28 protein-coding genes are annotated in these 25,436 nt (G+C 43.0%); 3 read left to right on the plus strand and 25 right to left on the minus strand.

Features of this window, described 5'->3' with window-relative positions:
• Positions 1 to 8: 8 nt before the first annotated feature.
• From ACQ86K_RS16195 to mtaB, 4 genes are read right to left on the minus strand one after another with little or no spacing between them, the layout of a single operon-like run.
• Positions 9 to 800 carry an inositol monophosphatase family protein gene (locus ACQ86K_RS16195; protein ID WP_091163711.1) on the minus strand — a complete coding sequence of 264 codons (792 nt, stop codon included), beginning with the start codon at positions 798 to 800 and terminating at the stop codon, positions 9 to 11.
• Positions 766 to 1,254, minus strand: a complete 489-nt coding sequence (locus tag ACQ86K_RS16200; RefSeq protein ID WP_091163709.1) for a GtrA family protein — start codon at positions 1,252 to 1,254, stop codon at positions 766 to 768. Before ACQ86K_RS16200 ends, ACQ86K_RS16195 begins: the two co-directional genes overlap by 35 nt.
• Positions 1,247 to 2,416 (minus strand): prolipoprotein diacylglyceryl transferase, encoded by a 1,170-nt coding sequence (locus tag ACQ86K_RS16205; protein WP_091163706.1) that lies wholly within the window; start codon positions 2,414 to 2,416, stop codon positions 1,247 to 1,249. Before ACQ86K_RS16205 ends, ACQ86K_RS16200 begins: the two co-directional genes overlap by 8 nt.
• A gap of 28 nt (positions 2,417 to 2,444) precedes the next feature.
• Positions 2,445 to 3,764 carry a tRNA (N(6)-L-threonylcarbamoyladenosine(37)-C(2))-methylthiotransferase MtaB gene (mtaB, locus tag ACQ86K_RS16210; RefSeq protein ID WP_091163703.1) on the minus strand — a complete coding sequence of 440 codons (1,320 nt, stop codon included), beginning with the start codon at positions 3,762 to 3,764 and terminating at the stop codon, positions 2,445 to 2,447.
• 503 nt (positions 3,765 to 4,267) lie between these two features.
• Here mtaB and ACQ86K_RS16215 point away from each other — a divergent pair.
• Complete coding sequence (locus ACQ86K_RS16215) at positions 4,268 to 4,876, plus strand: hypothetical protein (RefSeq protein WP_091163701.1); 609 nt, start codon at positions 4,268 to 4,270, stop codon at positions 4,874 to 4,876.
• Between the two features lie 237 nt (positions 4,877 to 5,113).
• Here the strand turns inward: ACQ86K_RS16215 and ACQ86K_RS16220 are convergent, their stop codons facing one another.
• From ACQ86K_RS16220 to ACQ86K_RS16255, 8 genes are all read right to left on the minus strand, one after another.
• The gene (locus ACQ86K_RS16220; protein WP_091163699.1) at positions 5,114 to 5,842 is read right to left on the minus strand and encodes a (Fe-S)-binding protein; all 729 of its coding nucleotides are present in this window, start codon (positions 5,840 to 5,842) and stop codon (positions 5,114 to 5,116) included.
• Between the two features lie 13 nt (positions 5,843 to 5,855).
• Positions 5,856 to 7,178 (minus strand): MFS transporter, encoded by a 1,323-nt coding sequence (locus ACQ86K_RS16225; RefSeq protein ID WP_091163697.1) that lies wholly within the window; start codon positions 7,176 to 7,178, stop codon positions 5,856 to 5,858.
• Between the two features lie 60 nt (positions 7,179 to 7,238).
• On the minus strand, positions 7,239 to 7,949 hold the full coding sequence (locus tag ACQ86K_RS16230; protein ID WP_091163695.1) for a tetratricopeptide repeat protein: 711 nt from the start codon (positions 7,947 to 7,949) through the stop codon (positions 7,239 to 7,241).
• Positions 7,950 to 8,170: 221 nt separating this feature from the next.
• A complete protein-coding gene (locus tag ACQ86K_RS16235; protein WP_176844389.1) occupies positions 8,171 to 8,503 on the minus strand; it encodes a YnfA family protein in 333 nt (110 codons plus the stop codon).
• Positions 8,504 to 8,622: 119 nt separating this feature from the next.
• Positions 8,623 to 9,147: a DinB family protein gene (locus ACQ86K_RS16240; RefSeq protein WP_091163691.1), complete on the minus strand. Its 525-nt coding sequence runs from the start codon at positions 9,145 to 9,147 to the stop codon at positions 8,623 to 8,625.
• An 86-nt stretch (positions 9,148 to 9,233) separates the two neighbouring features.
• On the minus strand, positions 9,234 to 9,578 hold the full coding sequence (locus ACQ86K_RS16245; protein WP_091163688.1) for a hypothetical protein: 345 nt from the start codon (positions 9,576 to 9,578) through the stop codon (positions 9,234 to 9,236).
• A 47-nt stretch (positions 9,579 to 9,625) separates the two neighbouring features.
• Positions 9,626 to 10,954: an MFS transporter gene (locus ACQ86K_RS16250; RefSeq protein WP_091163685.1), complete on the minus strand. Its 1,329-nt coding sequence runs from the start codon at positions 10,952 to 10,954 to the stop codon at positions 9,626 to 9,628.
• Positions 10,955 to 11,024: 70 nt separating this feature from the next.
• On the minus strand, positions 11,025 to 11,555 hold the full coding sequence (locus tag ACQ86K_RS16255) for a hypothetical protein (RefSeq protein ID WP_091163683.1): 531 nt from the start codon (positions 11,553 to 11,555) through the stop codon (positions 11,025 to 11,027).
• Positions 11,556 to 11,632: 77 nt separating this feature from the next.
• On the opposite strand from ACQ86K_RS16255, the gene ACQ86K_RS16260 reads away from it, so the two are divergent.
• Positions 11,633 to 12,127 carry a hypothetical protein gene (locus ACQ86K_RS16260; protein WP_431200745.1) on the plus strand — a complete coding sequence of 165 codons (495 nt, stop codon included), beginning with the start codon at positions 11,633 to 11,635 and terminating at the stop codon, positions 12,125 to 12,127.
• A gap of 29 nt (positions 12,128 to 12,156) precedes the next feature.
• The gene (locus ACQ86K_RS16265; RefSeq protein WP_091163678.1) at positions 12,157 to 12,648 is read left to right on the plus strand and encodes a hypothetical protein; all 492 of its coding nucleotides are present in this window, start codon (positions 12,157 to 12,159) and stop codon (positions 12,646 to 12,648) included.
• A gap of 36 nt (positions 12,649 to 12,684) precedes the next feature.
• On the opposite strand, the gene ACQ86K_RS16270 is transcribed toward ACQ86K_RS16265, so the two are convergent.
• The 13 genes from ACQ86K_RS16270 to ric all read right to left on the minus strand — a co-directional run bounded on the left by ACQ86K_RS16270 (position 12,685) and on the right by ric (position 25,260).
• Positions 12,685 to 13,854 (minus strand): thiamine pyrophosphate-dependent enzyme, encoded by a 1,170-nt coding sequence (locus ACQ86K_RS16270; RefSeq protein ID WP_431200746.1) that lies wholly within the window; start codon positions 13,852 to 13,854, stop codon positions 12,685 to 12,687.
• Positions 13,836 to 14,423 (minus strand): thiamine pyrophosphate-binding protein, encoded by a 588-nt coding sequence (locus ACQ86K_RS16275; RefSeq protein ID WP_431200747.1) that lies wholly within the window; start codon positions 14,421 to 14,423, stop codon positions 13,836 to 13,838. The genes ACQ86K_RS16270 and ACQ86K_RS16275 overlap by 19 nt, the downstream gene beginning before the upstream one ends.
• A gap of 194 nt (positions 14,424 to 14,617) precedes the next feature.
• A complete protein-coding gene (locus tag ACQ86K_RS16280) occupies positions 14,618 to 16,933 on the minus strand; it encodes a TonB-dependent receptor domain-containing protein (protein ID WP_091163673.1) in 2,316 nt (771 codons plus the stop codon).
• A 38-nt stretch (positions 16,934 to 16,971) separates the two neighbouring features.
• Complete coding sequence (locus ACQ86K_RS16285) at positions 16,972 to 17,367, minus strand: hypothetical protein (RefSeq protein WP_091163670.1); 396 nt, start codon at positions 17,365 to 17,367, stop codon at positions 16,972 to 16,974.
• A gap of 1 nt (position 17,368) precedes the next feature.
• Positions 17,369 to 18,136 carry an ABC transporter permease subunit gene (locus ACQ86K_RS16290; protein ID WP_090525226.1) on the minus strand — a complete coding sequence of 256 codons (768 nt, stop codon included), beginning with the start codon at positions 18,134 to 18,136 and terminating at the stop codon, positions 17,369 to 17,371.
• Positions 18,129 to 18,848, minus strand: a complete 720-nt coding sequence (locus ACQ86K_RS16295) for an ABC transporter ATP-binding protein (RefSeq protein ID WP_091163667.1) — start codon at positions 18,846 to 18,848, stop codon at positions 18,129 to 18,131. The genes ACQ86K_RS16290 and ACQ86K_RS16295 overlap by 8 nt, the downstream gene beginning before the upstream one ends.
• Positions 18,836 to 20,071: a nitrous oxide reductase family maturation protein NosD gene (locus ACQ86K_RS16300; RefSeq protein WP_091163664.1), complete on the minus strand. Its 1,236-nt coding sequence runs from the start codon at positions 20,069 to 20,071 to the stop codon at positions 18,836 to 18,838. Before ACQ86K_RS16300 ends, ACQ86K_RS16295 begins: the two co-directional genes overlap by 13 nt.
• 8 nt (positions 20,072 to 20,079) lie before the next feature.
• Positions 20,080 to 20,505, minus strand: a complete 426-nt coding sequence (locus ACQ86K_RS16305; RefSeq protein WP_176844387.1) for a nitrous oxide reductase accessory protein NosL — start codon at positions 20,503 to 20,505, stop codon at positions 20,080 to 20,082.
• Between the two features lie 63 nt (positions 20,506 to 20,568).
• On the minus strand, positions 20,569 to 21,069 hold the full coding sequence (locus ACQ86K_RS16310) for a hypothetical protein (protein WP_431200748.1): 501 nt from the start codon (positions 21,067 to 21,069) through the stop codon (positions 20,569 to 20,571).
• Between the two features lie 53 nt (positions 21,070 to 21,122).
• Entirely contained in the window at positions 21,123 to 23,099 is a 1,977-nt protein-coding gene (gene nosZ / locus ACQ86K_RS16315) for a Sec-dependent nitrous-oxide reductase (RefSeq protein WP_431200749.1), read from the minus strand.
• A gap of 20 nt (positions 23,100 to 23,119) precedes the next feature.
• Positions 23,120 to 23,626, minus strand: coding sequence for a c-type cytochrome (locus ACQ86K_RS16320; RefSeq protein WP_431200750.1), 507 nt, complete (start codon positions 23,624 to 23,626; stop codon positions 23,120 to 23,122).
• A 220-nt stretch (positions 23,627 to 23,846) separates the two neighbouring features.
• Positions 23,847 to 24,275, minus strand: coding sequence for an RrF2 family transcriptional regulator (locus tag ACQ86K_RS16325; protein WP_091163655.1), 429 nt, complete (start codon positions 24,273 to 24,275; stop codon positions 23,847 to 23,849).
• 22 nt (positions 24,276 to 24,297) lie between these two features.
• Positions 24,298 to 25,260 carry an iron-sulfur cluster repair di-iron protein gene (gene ric / locus ACQ86K_RS16330; RefSeq protein WP_431200751.1) on the minus strand — a complete coding sequence of 321 codons (963 nt, stop codon included), beginning with the start codon at positions 25,258 to 25,260 and terminating at the stop codon, positions 24,298 to 24,300.
• Positions 25,261 to 25,436: the final 176 nt, after the last annotated feature.

Consider the following 25,436-nt stretch of genomic DNA (forward strand, 5'->3'; position numbering starts at 1 on the left):
TAAAAGTATTACCTGAAATACTTCTGTATCGCCTCCAGCATCTCCCCCGTGATCTTCCCATTGGTAGCCAATAATTCACGGGTATCCAGCACTTCCGAGCCGCCTTTAAAGTTCACTACTTCGCCCCCGGCTTGTTTTACAATTACAATACCGGCGGCAACATCCCAGGCATTAAGGTTATACTCGTAAAAAGCATCAAAACGACCACAAGCGGTGTAAGCCAAGTCAACGGCTGCAGAACCTAAACGACGCAAGCCATGACTGCTGCGCATCAGTTCGGTAAATAATTCGATATAGGCTGCCTGCTTGGTAAAATCGTAATATGGGAACCCTGTTGCCAGTAAGCTGGTACCGACTGTGCTGTTATTGCTTACGCTGATCTCTTTACCGTTCAGGTATGCGGGAGCATCTTTCCAGGCGTAAAAGCATTCGTCAAGGTTTATTTCATATATCACACCGGCTATCAGTTCATCGTATTCTTTCAAAGCAATACTTACTGAAAAAGCGGGTAAACCATGAATAAAATTGGTAGTACCATCCAGCGGATCGATGATCCAGTTGTAGCGTTCGCCTATTTTAGTGGTTGTTTTTTCTTCGGTAATGAAACCGGCTTCAGGCAAAATTTTGCTCAGGCCCTTTACAATAGCTTCTTCGGCGGTTTTATCAACGTAGGAAACCATATCGTTAAGGCCTTTATATTCTATCCTATCCGGGTCAAATGCTTTACGCTCCTGCCTGATGAAGTCACCTGCCTGTTTTGAAACTTCAATTACCTGGTGTATGATGTTCGCTGTTTGCATGGTTACGTTTTAATGATAGGCTAAATGAAAAAACTTTATGGATAAAAAAGCTCGCGAAGAACAAGCTCAGCGCTGCTGAAATCCGCGCTACTGTTGGGTTAAAGCTGCAAGCCTGGATGAGTATTTTTACAACCGATAGATTGGCAAAGAAACCGATGATAGCTACTGTCACAAAACGGAAAAACTGCTTGCGCGGTGCCGATTTTGATTCGTTGAATACCATATAGCGGGTGATTAAAAAATTAACCAATACCCCCATAAAAAATGATAATGCCAACGAAACCGTATAGTTACGAACTGTAAGCCCGAAAATATGATAAGTATGTTGAGTGAGCAGGTTATGGTAAAAAAGATAAAATGCTGAAACATCTACCAAAAAACCAGCCCCGGCCGAAAGTACAAATCTGAATACCTGGTTATTAATTAATTTGCCTTTTGATTTGTTATCAGCCATTTGTTGTGCCCGGTGCTTTCTTTTCTTTGTTTAATCCTGTTACAATAAGTGTAATACCACCTAAAATCATAATCACCGAAATCATCTCGGCCTGGGTGAATGAAACACCTGCAACAACATATTTGGTATTAACCCTGATGAGTTCGATAATGAAACGCTCAACGCCGGCTAATATCATATATACACCAAACAAAACGCCGGGAGCTTTAAAATTGTGCCTTATTTTCCATAAAACAAAGAACAGTAATAAACAAATTACAGACTCATAAAACGAGGTTGGATAAACCGGGTACGGTAACTCATGGCAAAATTTCCCTACGCAGTCAACCATCTGCACACCTTCGTCATTTACGTTGTGCGGAAACTTAAAGCTCCACATCCAATTGGGAGCCCAGCTTAACCAGTGTGGTTTAGGTGCCAGGTTAACTATACCCCAATCGCCGTCGCCGCTCATTTGGCAGCCAATGCGGCCCAACGCGTAAGCCAACATCACACCAGGGCCACCAATATCAAGCATATTCAAAGGTTTAATACCATTTTTGTTAGCAACATACAATACAGCTGCACCACCACAGATCAAACCACCATAAAATGTTAACCCGCTAAAACCTATAAGCATGCCAACCGGGTCTTTCATAAAGTCGCCCCAGTTTTCTAATGCGTTGAACAGCTTAGCGCCCGCAAAGCCAAACACTGCTGCCCACAATAATATACTGCCCATCAATTCATTGGGGTGCACATCAACATCTTTAGTTATCGCCTTGTCGAGCTTTTGTTTTTGTGCTTCATACCAAGCCCAGTAAGCAAACGCTGCTGCACCGAGTATACCGCCTATCCAGTTGCCTCTTAAGGATATCAGAAAATCCTGCGGACTATCAATGAGAGCCTGGTAATTGAGAATACTGTCCACAATTTTATAGCCTAATATGAAGCCAAAAACACCATTTCCCGCAAGCTCGGCATTTGAAGCCGGCAACCCAATGGTAACCCGTTTTTTAAAAGTATGGATTACGCCCAACGCTTCTTTACGTTTAAACTCCTGGCCAAATGCCCAGTAAGCGCCAACAAAAGCTATCGCCACAAAAAAGCCGAAGGTTTGTATAGGCAAAGGAAGATTAAAACCAAAAAGGTATTTCAGTAACGATGTAAGCGTTGGAAACATAGGTTATATTTTAAGGCGAATATAGAATTTAATGCACAAATATTTCTTCGCCTTCTGTTATTTCAACATCACCATCAGGTGAAATATTTGTTAGATTTACCGTTTTCAATTCGTTAACCAGTACAGGATCATACTTGGTACGTACTTTCACATAGTTACGGGTAAAACCGTGCATAAAGCTATCTTTGATATCACCCTCAAACAAAACTTCCTGGTTTTTACCGAGTTGGCTTTCATAAAAAGCACGGCGCTTTTTATCCGACAGGATATGTAGCATTTTACTCCTCTCGCCACGTGCCGAGCCGGGTACCGCGCCCGTCATCTGAGCGGCCAAAGTATTTTCCCTTTCCGAATAAGTAAATACGTGCAGGTACGATATATTAAGTTCGTTGAGGAAGTTATAGGTATCGATAAAATCCTCCCTTGTTTCGCCGGGGAAACCAACAATAACATCCACGCCAATGCAGCAATCGGGCATCAGCTCTTTTATTTTGGCAACACGGTTAACATAGAGGTCGCGCTTGTACCGGCGGCGCATCAACCCCAAAATCTTATCCGAACCTGATTGCAGCGGGATATGAAAATGCGGTACGAAACGTTTTGAAGCAGCCACAAAAGCGATGATCTCGTCGGTAAGCAGGTTAGGTTCTATAGATGAGATCCTGAAACGGTCGATACCTTCTACCTCATCAAGGGCCTTAACCAAATCAAAAAACTTGTCTTCGCGTTTACCGTTCCGGATCCCGAAATCGCCAAGGTTTACACCGGTAAGCACAATTTCTTTTACGCCCGACTCAGCTATTTGCTTTGCCTGCGCTACAACATTTTCAATGGTATCACTCCTGCTTGCGCCGCGGGCCAGTGGAATGGTACAAAACGTACAGGAGTAATCGCAGCCATCCTGCACTTTCAGAAAAGTGCGGGTACGGTCGCCAAAAGAATATGCGGGTACAAACTCATTAGCTTCAGACACGGGCTGATTAAGCACCAATGCCTTGGGTCTTTTAGTTAGGTCGGTAATGTGGTCAACAATCTGAAATTTTTCGGCAGCGCCAAGTACCATATCTACGCCGGGGATTTCGGCAATTTCCTGCGGTTTTAGCTGCGCGTAGCATCCTACTATGGTTACGTAGGCATTAGGTGAAATTTTAAGCGCCTCTTTAACAATCTTCTTACACTTTTTATCGGCATTGTCAGTTACCGAGCAGGTATTGATCACAAAAACATCCGGTGTTTCGGTAAAATTTACCGTATCATAACCGGCCTGGTTAAATAGCCGACCAATGGATGAGGTCTCTGAATAATTCAGCTTGCAGCCTAAAGTGTAAAAAGCGACTTTCTTGTTCATTTTAATCGGCAAAGATAATGTTTTTTAAAGAAATGCCTATTTCAGCAATTTCACTTCAAGGTAAAAAGTAATTGTAAAATTATGGGTGTCCCAAAATCGCCATTCCCCAAATAAAATTGGTTTGGCTTTCGCCGCGTTTTTAAAATGTTCCATTTTTTGAGAGTGAAACGCAAAACATGATTTTTATAAAACATATTGATAATCAAAGCTTTAATATTTTACCTGAAACACCAATAAATATTTGATTATCAACTACTAAAACTTTAAGGAATATAATCTCATCGCTTAAGAACGTACTTCTATTTTCGGCCTTTTTTAGCGTTTTTTTGAGTTTTTTTGAACCTGCATAGCGTCTTGCCAATACCCACTAACAAAACAGTGCCACCATCGTTGCTTTAGTTTTTCTATAAACAAGAGCCTCTTTATAAGCTCGGTATTTTCATAATCCTGGTAATTTGCCTATTTTCAGTGCGGATAAACGTAAACCCTAAACCACCCATACCATGATCATATACGGCATCAAAGCGAAACTATTAAAAGCTGAAATAACAAGCGACACCTGCCCAAACTGCAATACCGGCAACAGTATACAAATGAATGTATTTCAACGCTGGGCACATATTTTCTGGATCCCGTTTTTCCCGATAGGTAAAACAGGCGTATCCCAATGCCTAAATTGCAGGCAGGTTTTGAAGCTTAAGGAAATGTCCGCCTCGCTTAAATTAAGCTATGATAATATAAAATCTCAAACTACAATACCTGTGTGGACATTTGCAGGCTGTTTCCTTATCGTTATCGGTTCGATATTTTTTTATATCAGCGAAAAGCAGAAAGCAAAAAAAGTAAACCAATGGGTTTTATCGCCACAAAAGAACGATATATTTCATATCAAACTTAAAAACGAACACTATACCCTTTACAGGGTAAATAAGGTTTCCGGCGATTCTGTTTACCTGGCCTTAAACAAATATGAATCGGACCGTGAAGAGGGCCTTGATGATATCGCGGCAAAGGGTGATACCGCCTATGATAACGCCCAGCAAGGTATTGCCAAACCATTTCTTGTAGAGATGGCGAGAGAAGGATCTATCCTAGATATTGAGCAGAAGTAAAATAGTATCTTTTGGGACACTATCAAAAAATATTTATTGCCGTTGGTTTTAACCGACGGTAAAAAAGCTAAGAAGTCTTGGCTTTAGCCCAATTGTATTAGCGGATTTGGGCTGAAGCCCTCTTATCGCTACTCATTATCCCGTTGGTTAAAACCAACGGCAATGAAGCATTATCTATCTGTAAACGATATTCGTCAATTTTAAACGATGTCTAAATACGATTGATAAAAAACCTAACTACACATTCCCCCAGCCCAAAGCCAAAACATCGGCAATGTGCAGGGTTTGAATAGGTAAATTATTTTTATCAATATACCCCTGCATATGCATTAAGCATGAAGTATCTGTTGAGATAATGTACTCGGCACCGGCATCAAGGGCGTTATTTACTTTTTGCTGCGCCATGGCGGTTGAAATGCCATCAAACTTAACGGCAAATGTACCGCCGAAACCGCAGCAGGTCTCGCCATCCTTGAGGTCTAACAATTCGAGGCCGAGTACTTTAGAGAGCAGTTGGCGCGGCTCATCCTTTATTTTGCACTCGCGCAGACCGGCACAGCTATCATGATAAACGGCCTTGCCATCAAGTTCGGCGCCGAAATAATCAAACTCCAGGATATTCACCAAAAAGTCTGATAGCTCGTAGATATTCCCTTGAACAGCCCTGCATTTATTGTGAACAGCCGTATTGGTAAACAGATCGTTATAGTAATTCTTCACCATTCCGGTGCATGAGGCCGAAGGCGAAACAATAACACTGTCTTCCGAAAAATCGCTTAAAAACTTGCTTCCCACCTCTTTGGCATCATCCCAAAAACCAGCATTAAAAGCCGGCTGACCGCAGCAGGTTTGTGCCGGGTTATAACTAACCTTGCAGCCTGCTTTCTCCAACAATTTTACAGTATTAAAAGCAGTTGCCGGAAACAACTGATCTATGAAACACGGTATAAACAATTCAACCTTCATCGGCACAAATTAGTTAACGGGCGCTAAAATCCAAATTTTTATTGACGTTTCGTTCAGCCCTCAGCAAAGAAAACAACAAAACTAAGCCAACAATGAAAAATACACCCAATACCAAAACCGAATTTCGCGGACTACCGGTTATTTCTTCAAAAAAACCAAAGCTAAATACCCCGCCTACTATGGCCAGTTTTTCGGTAACATCATAAAAACTGAAGAAAGATGCCGTATCGGGGATATTTTCGGGCAGATATTTTGAATACGTTGAGCGCGACATGGACTGGATACCGCCCATCACCAAACCAACCACCACTGCTATGATGTAAAACTGTGTTTGTGTATAGGTAAAGTAAGCAGCTATACAAACCGCGATCCACAGGATCACCACACTAATTAAAACCCTTACGTTACCGTATTTACCCGACAGGCGCGACATAAGCGTAGCACCCAAAATAGCAACCAATTGAATAATTAAAATGATAGTGATGAGCTGCGGAGTTTCCATTTTAAGCTCTTTGGCAGCAAAACCGGTTGCCACCAGCATAATGGTTTGTACCCCCATGGAATAGAAAAAGAACGAGGGCAAAAACCTTTTTAGCAGTGGCATCCCCTTAACCTTTTTCCAAACATGGCCCAGCTCAATAAAACCACCTTTTATGATATTATGGCTATGACTTACTGCGTTGGGGCTGCCCTTAGGTAATACACTAAACGGGATCATGGCAAAGCCTATCCACCATAAACCTACCAGCAAAAATGATAAGCGCGGAGCAAAGGTTTTATCGACTATGCCAAACCATTCGCCCTTTAATACAAACAAAAAGCAGATAAGCTGCAACAACACACTGCCGATATAACCATAAGTAAAACCTTTGGCGCTCACCTTATCCTGCATATCAACTGTGGCAATTTCGGGCAGGTATGAGTTATAAAACACAAAACCGCCGCTATAACCGATAGCCGCCAGCGCAAAGCAAATGATACCCATCTCCAGGTGGTCTTTATCAAAGTTGAACAAAGCGCAACAAGCCGCCGAACCCAGCAGCGTAAAAAACAGCATGAAGATCTTTTTATTGCCTTTATAATCGGCAATGGACGATAATATGGGTAGCAGCAACACCATTACCAGGTAGGCGGCAGATAAGGCATAATCGGAAAGTGCAGTATTTACAAAGCTTTTCCCGAAAAAGTTAACCCTATCGCCATTGGCATGATTGGTAGTTATAGCTACATAGTATGCAGGAAAAATTGTTGAAGTGATGACAAGGTTATACGCCGAGTTGGCCCAATCAAAGAAAGCCCAGGCGCGTATGGTTTTTTTGTTGTTTTTATTTTCCATTTGCTCACTAAATGTATGCAAATTTTAGAAACTGCAAAAAACACCAATTAAATACAACACCTATCTTTCGCCAAGCATCTTTTTAATAGCCGCGGGTAAATCTGTTTTGTTATCGGCAACCAGCATAGCCCCTGCCCTTTCAGGTATCGATTTTTGCTTGTTGCCGGATACTTCGGCAGTTGGCCCATTTATACCACCGAAATACTTACCCATATCCCAGTTTATTTTAAAATCAATTTTCCTCGTATTATTAGTACCTTCTACCGAACAGGTTAAAACGTCATAGGCCGATCCTTTTTTGTTGGCAAGGCTTTGCCCTGCTACCTGTAAGTTACGATCATTTACCCGCAAGTTTCTTACAATCAAATACTCTTCATCCACGTTATTTACAACGTATTCATCGCGTGGGTCAATAGACGAATATTGAGGATCAAATTCATTATTTTTAGTGTAATATGCCCAAAGACAGGCATCCTTTAAACCTGACTGCAGTTCCTGCGAATTAGGGAATAGTTTATAAGCGTCCCAAGCGGAGGCAAAAGCATTTTCATAGTCCTGTTTACTGATATAAGCTGCGATTAAGCGCGAATAGCTGTACTCTGCGGTATGGTTAACATTTCTGGTATTTAATTCAACTGCTTTTTTTAAATACCAGATGGCTGAATCGGGCTTATGATCATTTAAATAGATAACTCCCAAAAAATGATACGAGCCGTGAAACGCAGGGTATTTTGCTACCGCAGCCAGGAAATTCAGTTTGGCGGCCGGCATATCTGTATTGATTTGTTTCAGGCCGTTTAAAAATTCTCCGGACGGGGGCCTGACAAAATGCCTTTATTGTACTTAAAACAAAAAATACAGCAATAATGAAATTTCTGCTATTCATGATGGGCTTAGATTTGTTGCTGCTAATATCAGTAAATAAGTTAAAAGACTTTACCTCAAAAAATAAAAACGGTCGTTATCTTACCCATGGGCAGCTAACGGCCGATTTAATGCCCGCGCGGTGCATAAACAATGATACAAGCACCTGTCAATGCAATCAAAGCGCCGATAATATCATAACGGTCGGGCTTAAATCCATCCACCTTCCAGGCCCAGATCAATGCCAGTACAATAAAAATACCGCCATAAGCCGCATACACCCTGCCGAAATTGGCGGTTTGCCACGTTGCTACGATACCATAAAGCGCCAGGATCACCCCGCCCGCTATACCAAACCAAAGCGGTTTACCTTCTTTTAACCAAAGCCAAACCAAATAGCCGCCGCCTATCTCAAATAAACCGGCCAGCAAAAAAAGGGCAAATGAACGAATAATTGCCATTATTAAAATTTGAAAGGAACCACTTCGCTAAAGATATAAAAACGCAAACATTGGCCCGGGACAATCATAAAAAAAGGCCTCCCTTTCGGGAAGCCTTGATTATTTTTTATAAAACGGGCTTAGCTCCTGTCATAAAACGCGGGTGGTTCAATACCCAAAGTGCGAAGGTAAACATAGCCCTGGCCGCGGTGATGGATCTCGTTATCAATAACGTACTGTAAAATATAATTGACCAATCCTTCATATTGGCCAAATGCCAGTACTGTTTCCTGGAAACGCTCGGGCGTAATCTGCGGCCAATAGGTTTCAATCTCTTCAGTGGCCTCATCCCAAAGTTGCAGCAGTTCTGCCTTTGTAGTTGCTGCTATTTTACCTGTATGGTGATCCAAACCTGCAATTGGTGTCCAGTTATCTGTTACAACGCCTCTTACACAAGGCCCGCCCATACTAATAAACTCTTTAACCATATCGGCAAAGGGGCGCATACCACCTATCGAATAATTAAATAAGGCATCCTCCGGAAAAGCGTCTATAACCCTGCGGGTTACCCGGCGCTGGCCAAGCCAGCTTTGTAAAAGTTGATCGGGTGTATAAACAGATGCTGCTGCGGTTTCTGTTGATTGCTGATTTGTGTTAGTTTCCATTGCTTTGATGTTTTGTTTTTGATTACAATACAAAGTAACCAAACCATGGTGACAGCCCTATGTCAGCAGGAAAAAAGAAAAACTAACTAATTTGTGTTTTGGATAAACTCTACCACCTGTTGCTGCTCATTATTCGATAAAGTGCCTTCCGAATAATGCCATTTAGAAGTAACATCACCCTCAAAGCGGATCTGTCCTAAATATTCCGGATTTTTGTTATCATCCAGCAGCGGCTTGCTTTCACCAATTTCGGGAGCTATCTCCTGAATTTCAAAAAGCGTAGCTTCCCCATCGGCCCCACCTTTATAAAGTTTGTACAAGCCGGTGGCATTTAATTCATGATTTGTTGATTGATGCAGTACCGGCTCAATAATGATATTTCTTTGTGTGCCGTTATCGCCGGTAACGTTGTGGTTAACTGTGTGGATCATGGCTTATGATTTTATTTATTGATAGTACAAGCCTGCCGCCAAATTGTTTAAGCCTCCACTTCAACCCGCTGTTTGCTAAGTTTATTTTCTTTAAACATCAGCACGATGAGCATAATAAGCCCCAACACAAAAAAGCCGTCAAGGGCAAGTGTCGAGTCGCGCATCTCATTAGTCACAGCTTCCACAAAGCCAAAACAAAACAGGCCTACCACAATCGACAGCTTTTCGGTAACGTCATAAAAACTGAAATATGAAGCCGTATCCGGGATGTTTTCGGGCAAATATTTGGAATAGGTTGAGCGCGACAAGGATTGTACCCCTCCCATTACAATGCCAATGATCACCGCGGCAACATAAAACTGGGTAGAATTGGTGATAAAGTAAGCATACAAACAAATGGCCGACCAGATAGCCACCAAACCTACCAGCGTGCGTACATTACCGAATTTCTCCGACGATTTGGAGGCGATCAATGCACCGGGCACGGCAACCACCTGGATGATGAGCACAATAGAGATCAGGGCAGCATCGGGCATGTGCAATTCTTTGGCAGCAAAGTTAGCCGCAGCCAGCATAATGGTTTGTACACCAACCGAGTAAAGGAAAAACGACACCAGGAAGCGTTTGAGCAGCGGCATTTTGCGCACTTTGCCAAAAACCTTTGCCAGTTCTTTAAAGCCGCCGGTAAGCACGTTATAACTATGCTTGCCCGCATTGGGCTGCCCTTTCGGCAACATGCGGAACGGGATAATGGAAAAACCTATCCACCATACAAAAACCATCAGGAACGAGATCCGGGCAGGCAGCCAGTCGTCGGTAATGCCAAACCAATTAGGTTCAAGCACTACGATAAAGCATAATACCTGCACTACAATACTGCCTACATAACCATAAATAAACCCTTTGGCGCTCACAGCATCCTGCTTATCGGGCGTGGCTATTTGAGGGAGATAAGAATTATAAAACACAAAACCACCGCAATAACCTATAGAAGCAAGACCAAAGCAAAGCATCGGGATTTCCAACCCTGTGCCGGGCTTAAAGAAAAACAAACCCGCACAGGCCAGGCTACCCAACCAGGTAAACAATTGCAGGTATGATTTTTTATTGCCCCGGTAATCGGCTATGGAAGTAAGGATTGGCAAAATAGCCGCAACTATAAGGTAAGATAAACCGAGAATATAGTTTGATAAAACCGTATTAACATACCTGTGCCCCAAAAAAGTTACCATCTGGGTATTCTTCGAGTTAAACTTGGTAACCTCTACAAAATACGCCGGGAAAATAGTAGAGGTGATAACGATATTATATGACTGATTGGCCCAGTCAAACATGCACCAGGCCCAAATGGTTTTCTTGTTATTTTTTGCTTCCATTACGGGCTTAAAAGTAGGGAAATTTAGAGGAAGCCCGATTTACTGAAGAAAAATAAATTGCTTTATATCATCAACGACTGGAATTTATTTTAGGATGGTTCATATCATACTTTAGCCTGTAGTATATTAAAACAAAAATTACTATAAGCGTGAGGATTATAACGAAAACGCTCATGTTAAACTGTTTCTTTTTTTCAGGGGTATCTACCGATATTTTGTATTCCCATTCGATGCCATATTTATCCTTTAACCGGTTTGCAATATATTCAGTAAGCTTATAACATCCTGTTTTACGAAGGTCATTTACTTGTTCAAACGCCCGAAAACTGCAAAGCAAACAGATTTCTTCTGCATTTTTAACATAGATTTCAGAACAGGTGTTAATTCCCCTGGGCGAACCTTGATCAATTGTTATAAAAACCAGACTATCTGAACGAATATCAACTATATTGGTCTTTAGATGATCATTATGGATGATTGCTTTTGAATTTAAATGGATCGTTTTTTCGAAGGATAACATTGGGTTTTCATAAGAAACAATCAAGATATCATCATTTTCTTCCCTCAAAAACAAACCTGGAGCAAACTGCATTATCATCATGTAACGAAAGTAAAAAACATAATGTAGCTTTATTTTGATTTGTTGTAATTTTGATGAATCAAATAAGAAACGGCCAAATGTTCACCTATCTCCATTTTACAAACCAATTCGGCTCCTATCTTTATGATGATAATTTCCAGGCATTTTTAGCGGATACATTTACTGATCTTAGCTCATACAATATTTTAAAAAGTGATTACATGCGATCTGAAATATTGGGTATCGATTTGGGGTTCACCAATGAGGATGCTGTTATTGACGAAGATGAACTGATCGTTTTAGAACCCGGCCGGCCAATATTCTCCCATCTGAATATTTACCCTAACCCGGATCTGCAATATGCGCCCCCATTTGAGATTTCATTTGACGATACCCGTGAAGAGGTCTTCAAAAAAGCAGGTGAGCCAACACAAACCAAACACGGAGATTCGCCGATACTGGATAAACCCTTCCTGGTAGACCATTACAAAATAGATAACCTTGTTTTAAGTATCGATTACGATCCGGCTGATGAGCATATTAATTTTATACAGATCAGGGACAATAACATTGTTGCGCATTTGAAATTGTAAGTCAACACTTTTTATTCATATATACCGCCTTGAAACCTTATCCTTTCTTCAACATCAAAACCCGTCCCCAGCACATATTCGCGATTGTGGCATTGTTATCAATTATACTTTCATTTTTTACGACTGCCGCAACAATAGATATCAATCTTCATGATACTTATTTCGTAGTATCAGCGGTTCATTTATGCCGCTTAATAGGCCTAATATTTTTTATCTTATGGGTTATTTATATAATAACCGAACCGATATTGCCTGTAGTTTGGTTAAAATGGGGACACGTGCTGGTTACATTGATTGCGTTAATTATAATTTCTTATTTTTCCGCACAGCTATCCATCCGCGGTCCGCATAAATACTATACCGATGGCCAGATCCGGGAAGCAGTCAACATTAACACTATAATTACTATTGCAACAACCGTATTGCTGACTGCGCAATTGCTTTTTGTAGCTAACCTTATGACGGGTATTGTCAAAAAGGCTTTCCTATCAAGTCATCGATATAAAAACCGGAAGATATAAACAGCATACATCTCCCGGTTATACGTATTGCCACCATTAATCAAATATTTCGGGCAGATGCTTGTAGTTACCTTTTACGGTAGCCAAAACCTCATCAAATTTACCGCCAAGCATCATTTTGGTCATGGAGACGGCCATTCCTTTAACCATTTTAAGTTCGATATGCGGCGGCATGGCAAGGGCAGTTCCGTCGGTATAAACATTTACTAAAACTGGTCCTGTGTGTGCAAAAGCTTCGGCTATGCCCTGCTCAAGGTCCTGCGGGTCGTTTATGGTGATCCCCTTTATGCCCATTGACTCCGCGACCATGGTAAAATCAGGATTGTGCATGTCCACTTCAAAATCGGGCAGGCCCATTACTTCCATTTCCAGCTTTACCATGCCAAGGCTCCTGTTATTAAATACAATGATCTTTATAGGCAGATCATATTGTTTAATAGTGGCTAAATCGCCTAACAACATGGAAATGCCGCCATCACCACACATGGCCACAACCTGCCTGTCGGGACAGGCCAGCGCCGCGCCGATAGCATGCGGCATAGCATTAGCCATAGATCCATGAACAAACGACCCGATCATCGAACGCCTCCCATTAGCGCTGATATGCCTGGCACTCCAAACATTACACATCCCGGTATCGCAGGTAAAAATGGCATCAACAGAAGCATATTCGTCTACAATAGCGGCTAAAGCTTCGGGATGAATAGCATCATGTTCACCAAAATCCTTAATATAGGCTTGCTGTTGCTCTTTTACTTTAGCATGTACATGCAATTGCGCATCTAAAAAGCTGTTGTCGGTTTTTTCTTTAATTAAAGGGATCAATGCTTTAATTGTAGATTTTATATCACCATAAAGCCCCATCGTTAATTTTGCCCGGCGACCAAGATTTTCAGGCTTGATGTCAATCTGCACTATCTTTTTGTCCTGGGGATAAAAGGGTGTGTAAGGAAAATCGGTGCCAAGCAGGATAACCAGATCACTTTCGTGCATACTATGATAGGCAGCAGGCAAGCCAAGCAGGCCGGTCATGCCTACCTCGTAGGGGTTATCATGCTCCAAAAACATTTTACCACGGAACGAATAACCAACCGGCGCTTTGATCAGTGCCGCCAGTTCAACCACTTCATCATGAGCACCGGCACAGCCTATCCCGCCAAAAATGCAAACTTTGGGGTATCGGTTAATCAGGTCGGCCAGCTGCACCAATTCTTCCCATACCGGGGTAATGTTGGCTTTGCAAAAAAGTTATTTACCGACGAATCGATTTCAACAGCATCCTCCCCTGCCACATCGCCCGGTAAACCCAATACGCCAACCCCTTTGCGCTGAATAGCGGTTTGGATAGCCGCCTGTGCCATACGGGGTACTTGCTTGTTGTTGGCAGCCACCTGGTTATAGTAACTGCAGTCATCAAAAAGCTTGATAACATTGGTTTCCTGGAAGTAGTTACTGCCAAACTCTTTAGTAGCACAGGTAGATGCTATGGCTAAAACAGGTGCTCCTGACCGGTGAGCATCATAAAGGCCATTCACCAGGTGCACATGCCCGGGACCACTGCTTCCTGCACAACAGGCAAGCCCGCTCAGTTGCGCATCGGCCGAAGCTGCAAAAGCGCCTGCTTCTTCATTGCGTACGTGGATCCATTTTAATTCGGGCGTTCTGCGTACGGCATCATTAAGTTCGTTTAAACTATCGCCGGTAATGGCGTAAATACGTTTGATGCCGGCCTGTATCAGCATTTCTACAAGTTGCTCGGCTACTTTTTTTGACATGTTTGGGTTGTTTAGCGTTAGTGATGTGGTAATTTACTATCCATAACACCAAACACGTGCCATTTGTTAAGCAATTAACAGTCAAATATTTGTAATTAACATATTTTTTTAAGCTTTTTGATATACCGTGATTTCACGATAATGAATGATATATCGCAATCTAACCGGATTCGCAACGGATGTTTTTTTCATGATCATAGTTTTGAAACAGAATGACTGATACCTAATGAAAAGGTGCGCGGAGGGGCCGCCGTATAAGTATCCCCATAGCTATTTCCAGTAACAGTAGTTGCATATAGCTTATTGGTCAGGTTCATTACATTAAACCAAACTTCCAGCCCCTTCGCGCTGCCGCTGCTGATGCGATAGGCAGTGCGTAAATTAAAAAGATCATAACCACTGTAGGTTTTGGTATTAGCTGCATTTGTAAAATATTTACCCAAATGTTGCCATTCAACACCGGTTCTGAAGCCAGCGATAAAAGCGGGCTTCCAGGTAATCTCCGAATTAGCAATCCATTTTGGCGCATTGGTCATTTGATGACCGTCATAGCCGATGGATTTTCCGGCACTAATTTCACTATATTTATTAAAGGTATGGGACGCAAACGTTCCACCGATGCGAAAGGCAAGGCTTTTTACGGAGCCAACCAGGAGGTTATACTCTAAGCCTTTGTGGGTAGTAGCAGCAGCGTTGGCATATTGTGTAGTATTGTCTGCCTGGAGCAAGCTGATGATCTCATCTTTCCCTTGCAAGTAATAAGCAGTTAGCTCAAACCTGATCTTTTGAGAGAATAATGATGTCCAGCCGCCCAGTTCATAATTGTTATAAGTGGCCTGTTTAAGCGGTGTTAATTGCCTGGAATTGTAAAGGGTATTAGTTTCAGGCGGCTGAAAGCCCATACTGAAATTGGCATAAACGCCGCGCCCCTTCTGCAGGTCATAAGTTACGCCAAGCTTGGGCGCCAACACATCATATCGATTATGCTCCTGTTGTTTGTACTTGGTTTTTAAAGGAGGAAGCTGGTTGTCAAAATTGTAAACGAGCAGGTCATAACGCAGTCCGGCAGTAATTTTTATCCGCTTAACCGGCTCTGCCATATACTGTACATAGGATGCGGCATTAAACAGGTGAATCTTATAATTATCAATCAGCGAATCAGTGTTGATATAACCGGTATAATATTGAGCAGCAATATCTTTTTTAATATTCAGGAAGTTAGCATAAAACGAACTTGGGCTATTATCCAGGTAAATGCCTGCGATCAATTGTGAGTGCATAAAATTTAACTTTACCGTATGCTGGGCAAGCAAGCCAAAGCTGTAAAAACTCAGCTCATTTATTTGACCTGTTGACTTTAAGTATTGGCCCTTATTGTTGCGGACATCAGAAATGTAATAGCTGGGTAATTGCCCGGTGGAATTGTTTCTGTAAAAAAGCGTTAGAAAGGTGTGATTATCATCATTCCAATTATGATCAAGACGACTGCTGGCCCGGAATGCGTTCACCCTGCGGTAGGCAAAACGCTGATTACTACTGTAAGATCGGTTATAGAAACGTGCACTGTCAAGGTTTCCGGGTGTTTGTGTGTTAAGATAATTATAGGTACCGTATACTGTTAGCTTACTGTCGGCCCCCAGCGGATAGCTAACTTTAGCAGAAAGCGAATACTTATCAAAATCAGTATAATCCTGCCAGCCTTTTTCCTGGTGTGTGGCATATCCTGCCATATAAAACCCAACCTTTCCTGCCGTGAGCCCTCCCTGAATACCAGCCCGCAGGTAATGGTATTTATCTCCCTGTACATTGATTTGCCCTGCCGGGGTTACGGACTCTTTTGCCGTATTGAAGTTAACAGCCGCACCTATTGAGTTACTGCCATATAAAGACGAAGCTGGCCCCTTAATCACCTCAATATCCCGGATACCATCGGTATTGATCTCGTACAAAGCGTTATGATTGAATATGCCCGTCGGTCGGATCGGGATACCATCTTCCATGTAAAGATAAAGCGCGTTGTAAGTAATCGGTTGGCGGATAGCCATGGTATGCTGCTCATTACCGAGGTTCACCATATATACCCCCGCAACTTTATTCAACAATTGATAAGGAGCGGTTGCATGCGCTTCGCGGATGGTATTTGAACTTATCTTGCTGATTGCAGCCGGTATATCCTTGCGGGGCTGCTCCTGGCGGCCCGCAGTTACCACCACTTCCTCCAGGCCGGCAATCACCGGTTTTAGTTGAACTGTGAGCGAGCTATCGCACCTGATACAGCAAGTACCATAACCGGTACAGCTAACCATTAGGGAATCAGTTTTATTTTTATGCGCCAATATAAATTTGCCTGATAAATCAGTTGAGGTACCCAGCTTGCTTCCTTTGACACGGATACTGGCACCGACAACGGGTGCCTGGGTTTGGGCATCGACAACAACACCCCGTATTTTTTGCGCTGATGCCTGTAAAGTAAAGGCAATAGCAAAGCAGAACACGATAAAGTATTTCATTTTTAAACATCTTCTTGTTAAACCAAAATTGAATTTGCTCAGGAGAGCATGTAGCGGTGAACTGAAGATGCAGCGGGCGGCCGAAAGATAGCTCCGAGCGGGCGAAGCAGCAGGGCGAAGCTTACCAGGGAGGTAAAAATGGCCAGCAGTTTGATGTGTACAGTAAATTGATTAACGCCGTGATAATAAGCCTCAAAAATAATTTCTTTAACGGTTCGGTTTTCGTTGCTTTTCTCTTCACTATTAGCCTTTTTAAGCTGTTTGCTCAGGAAACACCTGCCGTTGCAGTGTAGCATGGGCCTTGACTTATTGGCGCAAAGTTTTGCCGCAATATAATCCTGGTTGAGCCGGAACCCCGCATAAAGCCATAGCGAGTTCAGGTTCATAACCAGTACCGAGAATAGGAGTAATATGGCGGTGAAACGGCGAAACATCTTACAGATCTTTTTTGGAGAAAATTTTAAGCGCCAGTAGTACGGGTAAAACAGACCAGATAAATAGCATCGAAACACTGAAGGCAATGCCTGTACCGCTTCCGAAAAACTGTCGGTAAAGCGCGCCGGTGTAACCCATCAGAGCAGAAATATCCAGTTTTAACAAGATCATGATCCTTGCCAGGTCTACGGGATTTAAAGCCGTGAGCACAATCATGGCTTTTTCCAACGGATAATCGCTAAAGGTGAACAGGAACAACAGCACCAGGGCATCATAAATAATGGCCGCATAGAACCAAATCATTAGCGCAAGCCCAATCCCCTTTGATTTATCCCTGGTTTTAGTGGAAGCCCAGAAAGCGAGCGAAGTAAAACTTAAGGTTACCAAACCTCCGGCAACCATTAGGGTGATGCCCGTAGCTGAGAGTGCAAACAAAGCAACCGGCAGGCAAACTCCGAGCACAAAAGCGCCGAGGATAGAGCTACTGATGCCGAGGTATTCTCCCAATAAAATATCCCTGCGTTTGATAGGCTGGGAAACAAGCAATTCGGTAAACTCCGCGGCGTTGAAATAATAGGTGGTTGCATAGATAATACTGACCAGCGGCACAATGATCATCACAATTGTTGTAATACTTACCAGTCCTTTAATCACATCGCTGTCTGACAGGAAGATGACCGTACAAATGGTAGCGAGCAACAACGTGTAGGCAATGAGTACCTTACTGCGTATGATGTCGAGAATAATATATTTGGCTATCTTAAACATGTTCTTCAGTTAATAATCGGGTCAATATTTTACCCAGTTTCTGCTCACCTGTCTCCATTTGCAGCGCAGCCAGCGGCTCATAAAATTTGATCTTGCCTTCATAAAGGTACATCACGGTATCAGCTAACTCCTCCGACTCTGAAAGGATATGCGAGGTGATGATCACAAGCCTGTTATTTGCTTTTTCGGCGAGGATCTTTTGTTTTAAAATCTCGGTGGCAAAGGGATCAAGACCAGCTGTGGGTTCGTCGAGTATCAGTACGTCAGGATTAAACATAAAAGCAAGGGCGGCGCTCACTTTCTGCCTGGTACCTCCGGAAAGTGTCCTCATAGGCTTATGGTACATACTTTTGAGCCGGTAAGCCTCAATCAGGTCTGTATCAGGTATTTTATTGCAGTTACGAATATCAAGCATCATGTCAAACAACTGGCCAATCTTCATATTATCCGGGTAACGCCCGATCTGCGGCATATAGCCGATATATTTTTTATAATCAAAAGTCTTGTTGACTCTGGCTCCGCAAAACCGGATGTCGCCTTCGTCGGGTATAACCATACCGAGTATACTTTTGATCATGGTTGTTTTTCCGGAGGCGTTCGGCCCCAAAACAGACACAATGTTGCCGCTTTCAAAATGACAACTAATATCTTTTAGCACCTGCAATTTGCCGAATGTCTTTTTAATGTGGCTTAGTTCAATTAACGTGTCCATGGTTTCATTTTAGGGTTTATATCTTTAACAGATTCAGGGGTAAGAGATGGGATAGCCCGTTCAACCTTGTCTAAAAGATTGACCATAAAACTCCGCATCAACATCACGCTTTGCGGAATTTGCTCCATTATCTGCGCATAGAGGCTAACCGGCCGGTAGGGTACATCACCGGTGCCATCTTTATTCAAATCATAACCTTCATACTTGTCCCAGTAGTTCTGATCAAATTTATTAAGGTTGAGTAACCCGTTGGTTGTCACATCAAAAGAGTTCGACTCGAAATTATTCCGCTCAAACGTGCCGTTTTCACAATTAGCCAGTATACGCATAGCCCAACCGTTATTGATAAAGGTATTATTGTTAGCCGTCATGAGGTTGCAACCCTCCATGTAAATACCCGTCGTATTCCTAACGAAACGGTTGCCAACAATTTGAGACCGGGTAATATCTTTCAGCAGCAAACCATAAATGGAGCTTCCCCAGTTTTCAATAAACAAATTATCAAACATTCGTATCCGTTTGGAATACATCACCGCGACACCTGATCCGTTATTGCGAAAAGTGTTTTTTTGATACAGATCATCGTCCGAAAACATGAAGTGCAGCCCATACCTAAAGTTCCGTTCACTGGTATTACTGATGATCCTGCTCTTTTTCACAAATTCAAAGTAGATACCGTCGCGGTGGCGGGTAGAATAATTATTCATAATGATAACATCATGACATTGCCAGGCATGAATGCCGTTACCGGCCGTAAGCTCGGTACCAGTGCCACTGGTTGTATTACCAATAACAGACACATGATCGCAATCGGACAGGTAAATCCCAAAAAAGTTATTGATTAACCTGTTATTACTGATCGTAACATTGTGTACCTTATGCAGGCGGATACCGGCATAGTCGCGCATCGAACCGGTTTTAGAGTTTTTGAGCACAAAGCCGCTGAACGTAACACCATTCGTCAGGATAGTCACTACCTCTTCTTTATAATTTGCGTCCAGCACAGGATACCCATCGCCAATGATGGTCAGTCTTTTGGTGATAAGTGTATTGTACGAATAATAATACCCCTTCTTCACCTTGATCGTATCACCATCGGCAGCCTCAGCAACAGCTGCCTTTAAATCAGGCAGGGCAGTATCCACGGCCACTACAAGTGTACGTGCATGCGAAGCAACAGTTACCGCCACGGCAAAAAGACAAATGAGCGAGATCCTTTTCATGCGATCTTTTATTTAACAAGTTCATTCCAGGTCAGCAGTTTCCCGTTTCCGTTGCCAAGAAAGATTTTCGCCTCTTGTTCGGAAGCAAGGGCCGCGAGGTTACCGCCCATCGGAGAACTGATCTTTTGGTCATGTATATAGGTGCATTTGCGGGCATCCATAAGTGTACCGCCTGACTTGTAGTTTACGACAAGGTAAGTATCTGCATCGCCAAACTGCCCGCGTTTTTCGCTGATGTAACCCAGCATACACTCTGCAGAATCGAACTTATAAACCTTGCCTTTGGAAGTTACGATCTCTGCACCGAACTTACGGTCCATAATTGTCATCATACAGTGTACGCAGGCATCTTTTCCATATTGCAGGGCCTCAGGCTTTTGACTGCAGGCGGTGATCCAAAGCGCCAGCAGCACGATCATTCCTCTCTTTTTCATTTCTTTTACCATTTCTTATTTCGATGTATAATGTAGCAGCGGTAATTATTCCGGCCAGGCCGATCAGCATCCCCCCGTAGCCGGAAAAGACCCTGCCAGGAAGTTCAGAAGTTGTTTATACCCAATCAGCGGAGGTTGATAATACATGCCTTCAACTTTAATGGCTGCATGAGGATCAAGATTGTGCCCATAGTTGTATTCCCATAGGTAAAAATCAATAAATCCGGCGGCGGCAAAAACGATCATCAGCGCCAGCAAGCCAATCAGCAGTTTTCTGCTGCCTTTTACTGAAACAACCGACCCGATCAGGATCAGTAACCCGAACACATAGGGGGCAATCTTAAATTCGGCAAAGTTCTGCGGGTCGATATGCTGCATGCCGATATAGTGGTTAAGCCCATTGATCTGCAGCACGTTTCCTGTGATACCATTCAGCCATATATCCATACTCAGGCCCTCGGGGTATTGTGGTGCGGACAAGGTAATCTCCCATAAAGGAAGAAAATACGCTGTTAGCAGCAGCACCATGGCTGTAGCTATTGCTATTCTTGAACCGGTTTTCATATTATTGGTATTAATGGGAGGACACAGGGCCCTCCCGTTGAATAAAAGATCTATTACCTTGCCGCGAGGTTTTCTCCCAGGTGGAAAGTAAGTGGTACGTTTGAGCCTTTAGGCGATACCCTAAAGTAACCAGACATCTCCTGGTGCAATGCAGAGCAGAAGTCAGTACAATAGAATGGGAAAATACCAGTCCGGTCAGGTGTCCATTTCAGTGTGGCGGTCTCGCCCGGCATGATCAATAATTCTGAATTATTGGAACCTTTGATGGCAAAGCCGTGCGGAACGTCCCAGTCCTGCTCCAGGTTGGTCACATGCACATACACATCATCACCCTGATTTATGCCTTCTATATTGTCCGGGGCCAGGTGAGACCGGATAGCAGTCATGTATACATCCACCCGGTTGCCTTTTCTTACTACGCGGGCTTCTTTCTCTGATTTGGCAGCATATGGGTTATCATTCTCTTCCAGTTTAAAAAACTTCACAGAATTTTTCTCTATTTTCTCCGCCGGTATGGTCTGCGCGTAGTGCGGCTCACCAATGGTCGGGAAGTCAAGCAATAGTTTCATCTTGTTGCCGGTAATGTCAATCAACTGGGCAGATTGCGTTAGCTCAGGACCGGTGGGCAGATAACGGTCTTTGGTGATCTTGTTCAGCGCAATCACATATTTACCATATGGATGCCTGGAATCGCCGCCCGGTACAGAAAGGTGGCCGATAGAATAATAAGTTGGAATACGATCGATGATCTCACGTGTGTCCACTTTCCATTTTACAATCTCTGAAGACACGAACATGGACGTATAAGCATAACCTTTACCGTCAAATTCGGTATGCAGCGGACCTAAACCCGGTTTTTGCACTTCACCTTCCAATACAGTATTATATTTCAATACCGGAATACCGTCAAAGTCCCCTTCAAATTGTTTTTGGTCAATAGCACCAAGCATCTTCTTAAACGAAAATACAGGAATCACCGCGGCCAGTTTACCGCTGGCTACAAAGTATTCGCCGTTGGGCTCCACGTCAACACCGTGAGGTGATTTTGGGCATGGAATATAATAGATTAGTCCCGGATAATCTTTTACATCCAGCATGGTCACGTCGTTTTCCATGGCTGAAGTAGCTGAATGGGTGCGCTCGTTATAGAGGTTATGCGCGTATTTAGCAGGCACTTTACGCCCCTTGCCCTGGGCCACCAACTCTTCTGCTTTTTTCCAGTTCACCGCCATGATAAAATCCTTATCGCGTTGACTGGCATTAACTTCAAGTAAGGTATTGGCTTGCTCTGTATTATAACAGGTAAAGAAAATCCAATCATGTGAGGGGCCTTTGCCAGCATGTGCCAGGTCATAGTTAAAGCCAGGAACAATCAATTGAAAGGCAATGTTCATGCGGCCCGTGTTCTTATCTACTTTGATAAAAGTTGCGGCACCTTTGAACTTCTTTTTGAAATCACCTATCGATACATCCTTATCTCCATCAAGTGGTACGCTAAAACGAGTATTACCTACTATATACTCGGTATTTTCTGTACAAAATGGAGAGGCATGGTTACCGGCAACGTTTGGTAATTCCAGAATTTCTTCCGTTTTGAAAGTTGCCAGGTTGAGACGGGCAATGCGTGGCGTGTTATTACCGTTAATGAAAAGCCAGCGGCCATCATCTTCGCCATTGGTTTTGGAAAGTTCAGGATGGTGCGTGTCGTCCCAGGGCACAAATCCGTGCGAGGTGTTGAGCATTGGTTTGGTCTCTTCTGAGTAGCCATAACCATTTTCCGGGTTCTGGGAAAACACAGGTATCACTTTAAGCAACCTGCCGGAAGGAATACCATACGCTGCAATCTGGCCGCTGAAGCCACCGGAAGCGAACATGTACAATTCATCATGCTTGCCGGGCGCTACGTATACTTTTTTGGCAGCATCTTCATCGGTGGCCGCCTGCCCCGTTTTACCTGCTTTACAACCGCTGGCGATGGCAATCGCCCCCAGTCCCGCTAACAACAGGGTAGTTTGTGAAATTCGTTTCATGGTTTAAACATATAAAGAGGTTATTGATCGTTTTTTCTCAAATACTCAAGTATCTGTCGGGTTTCATCGTCACTTACATTCTGAAAACTCATCTGAGTCAGATATTTTGCTAAAAGCGCTTTACCCACGGGGTCTTTTTGTTCCATTTCTACCGGATTGGTGATTTGGTTCATGATCCATTCCGGCGTACGGCGTTTGGTTACCCCTTTCAGGCCGGGCCCAACTACCTTCTGATCTGTGATCTGGTGACAGGCGGAGCACTTGGCAGTAAAAACTCCTTTGCCTTTGTCGGCCATTGCATTGTCGATTGCGCCGATCTCCACGCTTGTGAATTTACCTACGCCCTTGCTTTCACTTTTGGCGGCTGGGTCAACGTCTGCTGAAGATGCGGCCGAACTATTTTCGGCATTGGCAGCCGGAGCAGATTCCGTCGCCTGTTTATCACCCCCATTGGAAGGGCCGCAAGCGGCCAAAAGAGCCATACCTCCTATAAAGGCGGCCCGGATAAAGCTGGTTGAAATTTTCATTATTTTCATATTTATAATACTTCGAAATTGCTTTATTAATTTTGACTATTTCATGATTTAAATCATGTTTTTTTAGTGATACATCTCATTTAAATAGCATTTTATATGATATATAATATACTTATAGATTCCGCCTCAAAGCCACTCTTTATAAATAAAGATATTTTTATCTTTTATTATTTTAAACTTGTCCCCTCCTGTTTGTTGAATAAAAATTTGCTTATTTTAAAACGTACTTATTTTGCTGGTAATCGCTTACCAGGTCTCGAAGGGATTTTTTGTTAAATTCGAGGAGCAGTTGTGTCCGTACCGTCTTAATTTCGTCGTGCACCGAACAAGGCTTCGTGTCGGAACAGTTTTTAAGTCCAAGTATGCAGGCATTGAATAGCCCGTCCCCTTCAATAGCCCGGATAATATCAATCAGGTAAACCTTGGCGGAGTTTTCAATATAAAAACCTCCGTGCGGACCTTTACTGGAGGAAATGACGCGCTTTCGGGATAACCCCTGCAGGATCCTGGCAGTGAAATGTACAGGTGCACCTATCGCTTCAGCGACCTCTGAGATGCCGGTCTTTTCTTTGTTCAAGGTCTTATAACCAACATATACTGCCGCCCTGATGGCATATTCACATGATTTAGATAATAACACTACTATCCTTTCAACTTAAAACTTATAATTGAGAATTATCTTTTAACTGCTGTTCGAGTTGAACCGACTTTGGAAACAAAATATTATTCTCGAGGTGTACATGTGTGTGCAGGTCACTTTCAAACTCCTGCAACTTTTGGAAAAGGATACGATACGAGGTACAGGCATCTTCCGGAAGCGTATAGCTATTTGTCATTTGCCTGATCTCTTCGAGTTCTTCTCCCGCTCCTTCGTGCTCCATCTCCATCATTTGAATGGGATTCATAACCCCTCCAAACGGTGCCGGCAACACAGCGGTACCTAATTCCCGGGCTGTCACCATATCCCTGATATAAGGAAAAAGGATGCGCTCCTCTTTAATCATGTGCATGCTCAGTTCCTGTGCCACCGTAGCGAATACGTTAGCCACCACAATCAATTCGGGGTGTTTGTCCCCATGTACACGCGCCACTTTTGTTGCAAGTTCACCAATAAAGGGAATATTGTCACGTACATATTTATGATGGACATTTACTACGTAGTCACTTAAAAAATCAAGAGCCCAGTCCTGAAAATTATGCGCATTTACATATTCTCCGTTATCCGCCGACTGCAGTGCGAGCTTCACTTCTTCAACGGCAAGCCCTTTTTTCACGCAGGCTTCTGTTAATGTTTTTTTGCCGCCGCAGCAGAAATCAATGCCGAGTTTTTTGAAAACCATCGCCTTCCTATAGTCTTTAGCAACAATCTCACCAATTGTCTCTTCCTGGTTATGCGGGTTCTTTTTACCAATCAGAACCCTCCAAACCTCCGGGCCGCTCATCAGATATTCCCAGTTAAAGATCTGTCCGCGCTCTGCCAGCAACTGATAATAAAGCGGTTTGGGGTCATGATCATTGTGAATGATCAATTCCTCACCGCCGGTCAGTTCATCGAATCTCTTAAAAATAGTGGGATGTTTTAGTTTTGGTTCAATGACCGTTACATCCAAAATTTGTGTTTCCATTTGTTATTAATTTAATAGAAGACAAATTTATCCTTTATTATTGTTCTTGTATATTTTAGGCTGTTCTTTTTTCGTAAATGTGATAACAATCAATTTTTAAAGCGCAAAAGTGACCGCGCTCATTAGCTCCGGCTGAAACTTTGAAAAGCCTTGCCGTAATTTCAGTAAAAAATAGT

This window comes from Mucilaginibacter sp. P19 (genome assembly GCF_050632265.1).
Classification (GTDB): Bacteria; Bacteroidota; Bacteroidia; order Sphingobacteriales; family Sphingobacteriaceae; genus Mucilaginibacter; species Mucilaginibacter gossypii.

What these genes read in the sequence shown, in the direction of transcription:
- ACQ86K_RS16260 (WP_431200745.1), top strand. Translation starts at nt 11,633, where the DNA reads ATGTTCACCTATCTCCATTTTACAAACCAATTCGGCTCCTATCTTTAT.
- ACQ86K_RS16290 (WP_090525226.1), bottom strand. Translation starts at nt 18,136, where the DNA reads ATGTTTAAGATAGCCAAATATATTATTCTCGACATCATACGCAGTAAG.
- ACQ86K_RS16295 (WP_091163667.1), bottom strand. Translation starts at nt 18,848, where the DNA reads ATGGACACGTTAATTGAACTAAGCCACATTAAAAAGACATTCGGCAAA.
- nosZ (WP_431200749.1), bottom strand. Translation starts at nt 23,099, where the DNA reads ATGAAACGAATTTCACAAACTACCCTGTTGTTAGCGGGACTGGGGGCG.
- ACQ86K_RS16225 (WP_091163697.1), bottom strand. Translation starts at nt 7,178, where the DNA reads ATGGAAAATAAAAACAACAAAAAAACCATACGCGCCTGGGCTTTCTTT.
- ACQ86K_RS16275 (WP_431200747.1), bottom strand. Translation starts at nt 14,423, where the DNA reads ATGTCAAAAAAAGTAGCCGAGCAACTTGTAGAAATGCTGATACAGGCC.
- ric (WP_431200751.1), bottom strand. Translation starts at nt 25,260, where the DNA reads ATGGAAACACAAATTTTGGATGTAACGGTCATTGAACCAAAACTAAAA.
- ACQ86K_RS16205 (WP_091163706.1), bottom strand. Translation starts at nt 2,416, where the DNA reads ATGTTTCCAACGCTTACATCGTTACTGAAATACCTTTTTGGTTTTAAT.
- ACQ86K_RS16230 (WP_091163695.1), bottom strand. Translation starts at nt 7,949, where the DNA reads ATGCCGGCCGCCAAACTGAATTTCCTGGCTGCGGTAGCAAAATACCCT.
- ACQ86K_RS16235 (WP_176844389.1), bottom strand. Translation starts at nt 8,503, where the DNA reads ATGGCAATTATTCGTTCATTTGCCCTTTTTTTGCTGGCCGGTTTATTT.
- ACQ86K_RS16285 (WP_091163670.1), bottom strand. Translation starts at nt 17,367, where the DNA reads ATGTTTCGCCGTTTCACCGCCATATTACTCCTATTCTCGGTACTGGTT.
- ACQ86K_RS16255 (WP_091163683.1), bottom strand. Translation starts at nt 11,555, where the DNA reads ATGATGATAATGCAGTTTGCTCCAGGTTTGTTTTTGAGGGAAGAAAAT.
- ACQ86K_RS16280 (WP_091163673.1), bottom strand. Translation starts at nt 16,933, where the DNA reads ATGAAATACTTTATCGTGTTCTGCTTTGCTATTGCCTTTACTTTACAG.
- ACQ86K_RS16300 (WP_091163664.1), bottom strand. Translation starts at nt 20,071, where the DNA reads ATGAAAAGGATCTCGCTCATTTGTCTTTTTGCCGTGGCGGTAACTGTT.
- ACQ86K_RS16320 (WP_431200750.1), bottom strand. Translation starts at nt 23,626, where the DNA reads ATGAAAATTTCAACCAGCTTTATCCGGGCCGCCTTTATAGGAGGTATG.
- ACQ86K_RS16200 (WP_091163709.1), bottom strand. Translation starts at nt 1,254, where the DNA reads ATGGCTGATAACAAATCAAAAGGCAAATTAATTAATAACCAGGTATTC.
- ACQ86K_RS16240 (WP_091163691.1), bottom strand. Translation starts at nt 9,147, where the DNA reads ATGGAAACTAACACAAATCAGCAATCAACAGAAACCGCAGCAGCATCT.
- ACQ86K_RS16215 (WP_091163701.1), top strand. Translation starts at nt 4,268, where the DNA reads ATGATCATATACGGCATCAAAGCGAAACTATTAAAAGCTGAAATAACA.
- ACQ86K_RS16245 (WP_091163688.1), bottom strand. Translation starts at nt 9,578, where the DNA reads ATGATCCACACAGTTAACCACAACGTTACCGGCGATAACGGCACACAA.
- ACQ86K_RS16220 (WP_091163699.1), bottom strand. Translation starts at nt 5,842, where the DNA reads ATGAAGGTTGAATTGTTTATACCGTGTTTCATAGATCAGTTGTTTCCG.
- ACQ86K_RS16305 (WP_176844387.1), bottom strand. Translation starts at nt 20,505, where the DNA reads ATGAAAAAGAGAGGAATGATCGTGCTGCTGGCGCTTTGGATCACCGCC.
- ACQ86K_RS16195 (WP_091163711.1), bottom strand. Translation starts at nt 800, where the DNA reads ATGCAAACAGCGAACATCATACACCAGGTAATTGAAGTTTCAAAACAG.
- ACQ86K_RS16250 (WP_091163685.1), bottom strand. Translation starts at nt 10,954, where the DNA reads ATGGAAGCAAAAAATAACAAGAAAACCATTTGGGCCTGGTGCATGTTT.
- mtaB (WP_091163703.1), bottom strand. Translation starts at nt 3,764, where the DNA reads ATGAACAAGAAAGTCGCTTTTTACACTTTAGGCTGCAAGCTGAATTAT.
- ACQ86K_RS16310 (WP_431200748.1), bottom strand. Translation starts at nt 21,069, where the DNA reads ATGAAAACCGGTTCAAGAATAGCAATAGCTACAGCCATGGTGCTGCTG.